Annotated in this window: 8 protein-coding genes and 1 rRNA gene; 7 read left to right on the top strand and 2 right to left on the bottom strand. The window is 68.7% G+C overall.

Annotated elements, in window-relative coordinates; translation table 11 throughout:
- From FrCorBMG51_RS28960 to FrCorBMG51_RS09760, 4 genes are all read left to right on the top strand, one after another.
- Nucleotides 1–445 (top strand): alpha/beta hydrolase fold domain-containing protein (locus FrCorBMG51_RS28960; RefSeq protein ID WP_162233192.1); only part of this gene is annotated, 445 nt, incomplete at its 5' end.
- Nucleotides 446–1,131: 686 nt separating this feature from the next.
- Nucleotides 1,132–2,061, top strand: coding sequence for an alpha/beta hydrolase family protein (locus FrCorBMG51_RS09770; RefSeq protein ID WP_047222755.1), 930 nt, complete (start codon nt 1,132–1,134; stop codon nt 2,059–2,061).
- A gap of 192 nt (nt 2,062–2,253) precedes the next feature.
- Entirely contained in the window at nt 2,254–2,967 is a 714-nt protein-coding gene (locus tag FrCorBMG51_RS09765; protein WP_047222754.1) for an MBL fold metallo-hydrolase, read from the top strand.
- Between the two features lie 106 nt (nt 2,968–3,073).
- The gene (locus FrCorBMG51_RS09760) at nt 3,074–3,706 is read left to right on the top strand and encodes an ATP-dependent Clp protease proteolytic subunit (RefSeq protein ID WP_013873776.1); all 633 of its coding nucleotides are present in this window, start codon (nt 3,074–3,076) and stop codon (nt 3,704–3,706) included.
- 125 nt (nt 3,707–3,831) lie between these two features.
- Here the strand turns inward: FrCorBMG51_RS09760 and FrCorBMG51_RS29505 are convergent, their stop codons facing one another.
- Nucleotides 3,832–4,851: an aminotransferase class IV gene (locus tag FrCorBMG51_RS29505; protein WP_052914518.1), complete on the bottom strand. Its 1,020-nt coding sequence runs from the start codon at nt 4,849–4,851 to the stop codon at nt 3,832–3,834.
- Nucleotides 4,852–4,954: 103 nt separating this feature from the next.
- On the opposite strand from FrCorBMG51_RS29505, the gene FrCorBMG51_RS09745 reads away from it, so the two are divergent.
- From FrCorBMG51_RS09745 to FrCorBMG51_RS09735, 3 genes are all read left to right on the top strand, one after another.
- Entirely contained in the window at nt 4,955–5,362 is a 408-nt protein-coding gene (locus tag FrCorBMG51_RS09745) for a hypothetical protein (RefSeq protein WP_235433461.1), read from the top strand.
- Nucleotides 5,359–5,583: a helix-turn-helix transcriptional regulator gene (locus FrCorBMG51_RS09740; RefSeq protein WP_047222752.1), complete on the top strand. Its 225-nt coding sequence runs from the start codon at nt 5,359–5,361 to the stop codon at nt 5,581–5,583. Before FrCorBMG51_RS09745 ends, FrCorBMG51_RS09740 begins: the two co-directional genes overlap by 4 nt.
- Nucleotides 5,584–6,018: 435 nt before the next feature.
- On the top strand, nt 6,019–7,140 hold the full coding sequence (locus FrCorBMG51_RS09735) for a S1C family serine protease (RefSeq protein WP_052914517.1): 1,122 nt from the start codon (nt 6,019–6,021) through the stop codon (nt 7,138–7,140).
- 76 nt (nt 7,141–7,216) lie between these two features.
- Here FrCorBMG51_RS09735 and rrf read toward each other — a convergent pair.
- Nucleotides 7,217–7,333, bottom strand: a 5S ribosomal RNA gene (gene rrf, locus FrCorBMG51_RS09730).
- Nucleotides 7,334–7,369: the final 36 nt, after the last annotated feature.

The raw sequence follows: 7,369 nt of genomic DNA, 5'->3' as shown, positions 1-7,369 counted from the left end.
GCAGGAGCCCCTGCCGTCCCTGCTGCTGCTGCACGCACCCGTACTCGATGACCGGCACACCACGGTCTCCAGCCAGGCCATCACCGACCCGCGCACCTGGAACCGGGCCGGCTCCCAGCGGGGCTGGCGCAGCTACCTCGGCCCGGTGGCCGACGCCGCGGACGTGCCGGCCTACGCCGCGCCGGCCCGCGCCACGGACCTCGCCGGGCTGCCGCCGACCGCGCTGATCCTCGGCGATCTCGAGCTGGCCCGGGACGAGGCGCTGACGTTCGCCACCCGGCTCGCGCAGGCCGACGTGCCGGTGGAGCTGCACATCTACCCGAACGCCACACACGGCTTCGACGTCGTCGTGCCCGACGCCGCCGTCAGCCTCGCGTCCCGCCATGTCCAGGGCGAGGCCCTGCTGCGCGCCCTGCACCCGGCCGACCACGGCCGGCCCGACTGACAACGACTCGACTGACAACGACTCGACTGGCGGCGACTCGGCTGGCGNGCTGGCGGCGAGCCGTTGTCAACCGGGCCGGCCGAGAAACGGTGCGACGGGACAGCGATGCCCGCCTGTCTTCGCAGCTCATGATCCCATTCCGAAAATCGCCCATAAGGCTCGTCGGACGCTCCTCCTTCGAGCGGCCCACCGTGTAGGTGACTTCCGTCATCCCGACAGCGGTTTCGACCTACGGCGGCTGAGGCTGTCGGTGGAAACCGTCGTTCCGACAGCGCTTTCCACCGACAGCCGACGGGCGTCGGCCGAGGCCGTAGGTGACTTCCATCGTCCCGACAGCGGTTTCCGCCTACGGGGCTGGGTGGCCTGGGCGTCAGGCCTCCTGGAGCGGCCGTTTTCACCGGAGGTGGGGCCCGACCGCGCTGGATGCCGGTGGCGCGTGGTGGCAATCGCGTCATCGGTTCTGGCAATCGTGCCGTCGGTTTCCGCCCGTCCGGTTGTGGCCCCCGACCGCGGTCGCCTACCGTGCAGGACGTGAACCCGCGCGGGACGAAGCACCTGATCACAGGTCACAGCGGCGTCTCGTCCGGTCGGAATCCCGGCACATCCTGACTGTCGTTGGCAGCCTGACCTGCCGTCGGCAGCCAGCCGCGGCGGAATGGCCGATTCCACTCCGATGAGAGGCTTACATGTCCGTACGTGGGACCGACCGTAACGCCGCCACCGATGGCCCGGCCGTACAGCCGTCGGAGCTGGCAACACCGGAAGCGATTCACGTCACGACCGACGACAACGTGACCTTTGTGATTCGGCTGCTCGAGCATGACGACCCGACCGCCCCGGTCGTGCTGATCCTGCCGGCCATGGGGATGAAGGCGAAGTTCTACCGGCCGTTGGCGAAGGCGCTGTTCACCGCCGGCCTGTCCGCCGCCACCTGCGATCTGCGGGCCCAGGGGGAAAGCACACCGGGCCTGCGCGAGCAGCCCAACTTCGGCTACCGCGAGCTGCTGGAAGTGGATCTTCCGACAGTTCTCGCGGCGCTGCGGGCACGCCTGCCGCAGGCGCCGGTGTACCTGTTCGGGCACAGCCTCGGCGGCCAGCTCGCGCTGCTGTACACGGCTTCGGCATCGAAGGAGATCGCCGGTGCCTGCGTGATCGCGACCAGCAGCGTCTACTGGCGGTCCTTCGCCCGCGGGCGCCGGCTCGTCGCGCTCTGGCAGGGGCAGATCATCGGCCTGGTGTCCCGGATCCGTGGGTACTGGCCGGGCGGCATGGTGATCCCCGCGCCGATGGCCGGCGGTGTGATGACCGACTGGGCCCGACACATCCGCAACGGGCGCTACCAGCCCCGCGGCAGCGGGCGGGACTACAACGAGGCGCTGCGCACGTTCGACCTGCCGGTACTGGTGATCTCGATAGCGGGCGACCCGCTCGGCCCGCGTCCCAACGTCGACTTCCTGTGCGGCAGGATGCGCGCCGCCCAGGTCACCCGCTGGCACGTCGATGACGGCTCCGGGGTGATCGTCAACGACCATTTCGCCTGGATCAAAAGCAGCGGCATCATCGGCTCCGCAACCGCCGCCTGGATCACCGGGGGCGCCCTCCCCACCGGGACGTGACAGAACGGTTCTCCGGCCAGGCCCGTTCTTCGCCCCCGGGCACCCGCACCGCGTGGACGTGGCAGAGGCTGGTTCCCACCGCCCCTGGCCGCCGTGTCCCGCCGCCGATCGCAGGATCCGCTGATCGGCGAATTCCGGCATGATGGTTCCGGCCGACCGCCGTCGCGCCGGCCCCGGCCGTAGTCTGGGCCAATGGTCAACCGTCTGTACTTTCGTCAGTTGCTGTCCGGACGGGACTATGCCGTCGGCAACCCGGTGGCAACCCAGATGGTCAACTTTACGTACCTGATCGGGGACCGGGAGACCCGGGATGCGGTGGTGATCGACCCGGCGTACGCGGTCGACGATCTTCTCTCGGTGCTGGCTGACGACGGGATGCGACTGACCGGTGCCCTGGTCACCCATCACCACCCCGATCATGTCGGCGGCGAGATGTTCGGTTTCGTCCTGCCGGGCCTGGCGGAGCTGCTCGCCCGCGTCCAGGTCCCGGTGCATGTGCAGCGGGACGAGCGCGAGTGGGTGTGGCGCACCACCGGTGTGTCCATCACCGACCTCGTCGGCCACGACCACGACGACGTGCTCGACGTCGGCGCCGTGCCCGTCCGCCTGCTGCACACCCCCGGGCACACCCCGGGCAGCCAGTGCTTCCTGGTGGACGGCCGGCTGGTCGCCGGTGACACGCTCTTCCTGGAAGGCTGCGGACGCACCGACTTCCCCGGCGGTGACCCCGACGCCATGTACACGAGCCTGCAGCAGCTGGCCGCGCTGCCCGACGACACCGTCGTCTACCCCGGTCACTTCTACTCGGCGCAGCCCAGCGCGCCGATGTCGACGGTACGCAGCGGCAACGCGGTGTTCCGCCCCCGTTCCGTCGAACAGTGGCGGGCCTTCTTCGGCGGTGGATGACAGCCCGCCCATATGCTCAACCACCCGTCCCGACCCTGACCGCACGGGTGCGCCCCTGCCGGCCACCGCGGTCGCGCAGCACCCGGCCGAACCGAGAGAGAAGCACATGACACGCACCGCTGTGAACCGTTACGTCCTGCCCAACATCATCGAACGCACCTCCCGCGGCGAATATGGGATGGATCCCTACTCCAAGCTGCTGAAGGAACGCATCATCTTCCTTGGCACGCAGATCGACGACGTTTCCGCGAACGACATCATGGCGCAGCTGCTCTACCTTGAGGGCGAGGATGCCGACCGCGATATCTCGCTCTACATCAATTCCCCGGGCGGCTCGTTCACCGCGCTGATGGCGATCTACGACACGCTGCAGTTCGTCCGGCCCGACATCCAGACCCTCTGCCTCGGGCAGGCCGTCTCCGGGGCGGCCGTCCTGCTCGCGGCCGGGACACCCGGCAAACGGTTCGCTCTCAGCAACAGCCGGATACTGCTCGACCAGCCGTCCAGCCAGAGCCAGGGGCAGTCGAGCGACCTGGAGATCCACGCCCGGGAGATCCTGCGGATGCGGGATCTGCTGGAGACGATCCTCGCCCGGCACACCAACCGGAGCCCCGACCAGATCCGCCGGGACGTCGAACGCGACAAGATCCTCGACGCGAACGAGGCGGTCGAGTACGGCCTCGTCGACGAGGTCATCCAGAGCCGGAAGAACTCGTTGCGACGAGCTGCCTCCGAATAACGGTACGGGTACGCACGGGGCCGCGGGGCGCTCCGCCACTACCATTTCACCGCTTTCCGGTTCACCGCTTTCGGAATGCGTCTCCCCGCGTCGCCTGGCCGGCGTTGCGGAACGTCATGGCGGCTCTACAACGGTTCGCCGGGGATGCTGAGGTATTCCCGGCGGAGGGTTTCGACGATCGGGTGATCGGCTGCCAGTTCCCGGTCGTCGACCGCGGCGATCGCGCGTACGCCGACGGCCGCGTTGGTGGCGAACGCGGCCTGCATACCGACCAGTCCCAGCCAGTCGACCGGTGCGATGATCGTGCGTTCGTGCGTCCGCTGGAGCAGCTGCATGGTCACGCCGCGCAGGCAGTCCGCGGCAGGCCAGATCACGTGGTCGCCGTCGAAGCAGCCGACGTTCCAGGTGGCACCCTCCGAGACGAGATCCGTCGGGTTGCCGCCCCCCGAGGTGATGCTCCCCGGGCTCGAACTCCGCGGGCCAGAGCCCTCCAGGGCCGAGCTTTCCGAGACCCGGCTCTGTGCGGCCCGGCTCCGCGAGGCCAGCCCCTTCGGAGCGGCCCGGCTCTCCGAGACCGCGCCCCCCGATGTCAGGCCCTCTGGCACCAGACCCTCTGACAGCACGCTCTCCGGGGCCAGGCCCTTCGAGGCGGGAGAGGCGATGCCGGGGGCGGCCTCGGTGAAGATGACGTCGTCGAAGCCGTTGAGCTGCGCGGCACGGCGGTGGCGCAGCGCGTCGAAAAGGCCCACGTGTTTGACCGCCGGCATGTTCCGGCGGTACGCGACCGAGCGGACGCGCAGCGGCGGCAACGGCGCGGCGGGTGCCGGCCTGGTGTTCACCAGGACGCGCGGCTGCGCCCGTAGGCTCGGATGCCCCACCTCGAGCGCCGGGTCGAAGACGGTTATCCGGAGCACACAGGAGCCCGCGCCGATGGGACGCGTTGCCCGGCGGGCAAGATGACGGACCCGGTCGACGTCCAGTTCGGCGTCGAAGAGCAGCCTGCAGTCGTGGGCCAGCCGCTTCAGGTGCAGCGACAGCCCGCGCACCCGCTGGCACTCGACCAGCATGGTCGTGAAGTGGCCGTAGTTCGTCAGCGCCAACACGGCAAGATCATTAACGTTGGGCGGCGCACCGTCCAGCTCCATCACGGGCAGCAGTCTCGCATCCGGCAGGCGGAATGATCGACGCACCGGACCGCTCATGACAACAAGGCTTGTCTCAATGGAAAGTATGCTTTACATTGAGAACATGATCGATAAAATACGACAGGACAACATGACACGCACCGCGCGCAGGGCGATCTTCCTGGACGGTCTGCCCGTCGCCACCCTCGGTGGGATCGCACTGGCCCTGGGCAGCAGTCCCGACCAGAGCGCCGCCCAGAAGGCCTGGTGGCTCGGCATCAGCGGCGCGTTCACGCTCGCCGTGGCATGGGTGCTGCTGCGAGCCTTCCGCCGCGCCGACGAGTACCAGCGCAAGATCCAGCTGGAGAGCATGGCGATCGCCTTTGCCGCGGTGATGGTAGGGCTGCAGATAGCCGCCCTGCTCGACGCCGCCGACATCGTCCAGCTACGCCAGCTCGTTCAGGCGATCACCATTGGTGGCGTGGCGATGTGGCTCCTGATCGCGGACCTGCGCACCCGTCTGCGCCGATGAAGAACCGGCTGCGCGTGCTGCGGGCGGAACGCCGGTGGAGCCAGGCCGACCTGGCCGACCGATGCCGGGTGTCCCGGCAGACCATCAACGCGATCGAGACCGGACGGTACGACCCCAGCCTTCCCCTCGCATTCACCCTCGCCGACATCTTCGGCCTGACCATCGAGGAAATCTTCCTCTTCGACCGGCCAGGGACAGGAACCAACACCGACCTGCCCTGAACCCCTGCCCTGCACCCGGTGCCCGGCCTCGATCAGGTCGCCTTTCGCCACCCGAACGAGGATGACCGGCGGGCACGTAATCGAGGCCCCGGCGCCCGCACATAATCCGCAACCGGTTTCCGGTGAATGTGACGGATACCGAATCCGGGCCGGTGTGTCCTGGGCGTGATGTGCCCCGCATCGCGGCGATCGTGATTACCCGAGGTTTGCCACGCGATTGTCTTAGATCAACGGACGTCGCCCAACAGAGCAGACTCAGGGTAGGTGAAGGTCACAGTGGGTGAGGTCACAACCGGCCAGGAAAGCCCCGGCACCGACGGAGCACAGCAAACAGTTCCCGGAGCGGTAACGGGCGAAAAGCCCTGGCGATCCGTATCACGTCCCGCCCGGCGGAGACCGCGGCTGCGCAGCGCTGTCGCCGGCTGCGCGGTAATAGTGGTCGGGGCCGTCAGCCCGGCCTCCGGCGTCATCGGCACCGATACTGGAACTGCTGCTCCGGGCGGTGGTGTAAACGCGCCGGCCGCCACCCGGGCGCTTCAGACCTTCACCATTCCGGATGCTTTTACCGCCGCTGGCAGCCCCGTTCCCGCGCAGCTGTCGGCGGCCACCGACCGGGTACTTCCCGGAGTGGTGAGAATTTTTTCCAGGATCACCTCGCAGAACGCCTCCGCGGCGGGCACCGGTATGGTGCTGAACGCCTCCGGCGAAGTGCTCACCAACAACCACGTCATCGCGGACGCCGACGCCATCACCGTCACCGTCGCCAGCAGCGGCCGTTCCTACCAGGCGTCGGTCGTCGGGACGGACACGACCGACGATGTCGCGGTCCTGCGGTTGCAGGGCGCCTCCGGGCTTACCGCGGTTCCGATCGGTGACTCCTCGAGGGTCGGGGTCGGTGACTCCGTCGCCGCCATCGGCAATGCCGAAGGCGGGGCACCCGAGATCGTCTCCGGCAGGATCACCGCGCTCAACCAGAGCATTACCGCGACCGACTCCGACGGCCGCAACCCCGAGGACCTCTCCGGGCTGATCAAAACCGACGTCGCCATCAGACCCGGGTTCTCCGGCGGCCCGCTGGTCAGCTCGGCCGGTGAGGTCATCGGGATGGACACGGCGGCGACCGCGTTCAACGAGTACCTACCCGCCGGGCTGCGGGCCGGGTACGCCATCCCGATCAGCCATGCGATCTCGGTCGCCAGTTCGCTCAGCGCCGGGAAAAGCGCTGGAAAAACCGCCGTCGTTTCCGCGGCGCGTGTGGAGGGTCCCAGTGCTCGCAGCGGCAGCGGCGTCACAGTGGACGCCAGGCTGGCCCGCCTGACGCTTACCCGTGGCTCCACGCAGGCACGGGTAAGCAGCGTCCTCGCCGGCGTGTACGAACGCGATCTACGTATCGGCACGTCCCCGTCGTCATCCGGCCCTCTGGGGACGGCGGGCAGGCCGCGGGTTGGCGCACCGGAAGCTGGTTCGCCGCGACCCCGGCAACCCGCCCGCTCGGCTCCGCAGGCCGGCCTGGCCAGCCGTGGCAGGCGTCCAGCCAGGCGCTACCGCATACGCTGACCCGTGCGGGTGGGGTTTTCGTGCATGACGAAGAGGGGCCACCCGAAACCGGGCAGCCCCTCCCCACCACACACAAGTCCGGCAGCGACCTACTCTCCCACGCAGCCACCCACGCAGTACCATCGGCGCAGAAGGGCTTAGCTACCGGGTTCGGAATGGAACCGGGCGTTTCCCCTTCGCCATAACCACCGAAACACCACGAGACTACAACCGGAAACCGGCCATACCC

Origin of the sequence: Protofrankia coriariae (assembly GCF_001017755.1) — a bacterium.
In the GTDB taxonomy this organism is placed as follows: domain Bacteria; phylum Actinomycetota; class Actinomycetes; order Frankiales; family Frankiaceae; genus Protofrankia; species Protofrankia coriariae.
The sequence above is the reverse complement of the archived record's forward strand: the minus strand, read 5'-3'. Positions and strand labels throughout refer to the sequence as shown.

Coding starts and splice junctions, on each gene's coding strand:
- FrCorBMG51_RS09770 (WP_047222755.1), top strand. CDS start 1,132: ATGTCCGTACGTGGGACCGACCGTAACGCCGCCACCGATGGCCCGGCC.
- FrCorBMG51_RS09765 (WP_047222754.1), top strand. CDS start 2,254: ATGGTCAACCGTCTGTACTTTCGTCAGTTGCTGTCCGGACGGGACTAT.
- FrCorBMG51_RS09760 (WP_013873776.1), top strand. CDS start 3,074: ATGACACGCACCGCTGTGAACCGTTACGTCCTGCCCAACATCATCGAA.
- FrCorBMG51_RS29505 (WP_052914518.1), bottom strand. CDS start 4,851: ATGGAGCTGGACGGTGCGCCGCCCAACGTTAATGATCTTGCCGTGTTG.
- FrCorBMG51_RS09745 (WP_235433461.1), top strand. CDS start 4,955: ATGATCGATAAAATACGACAGGACAACATGACACGCACCGCGCGCAGG.
- FrCorBMG51_RS09740 (WP_047222752.1), top strand. CDS start 5,359: ATGAAGAACCGGCTGCGCGTGCTGCGGGCGGAACGCCGGTGGAGCCAG.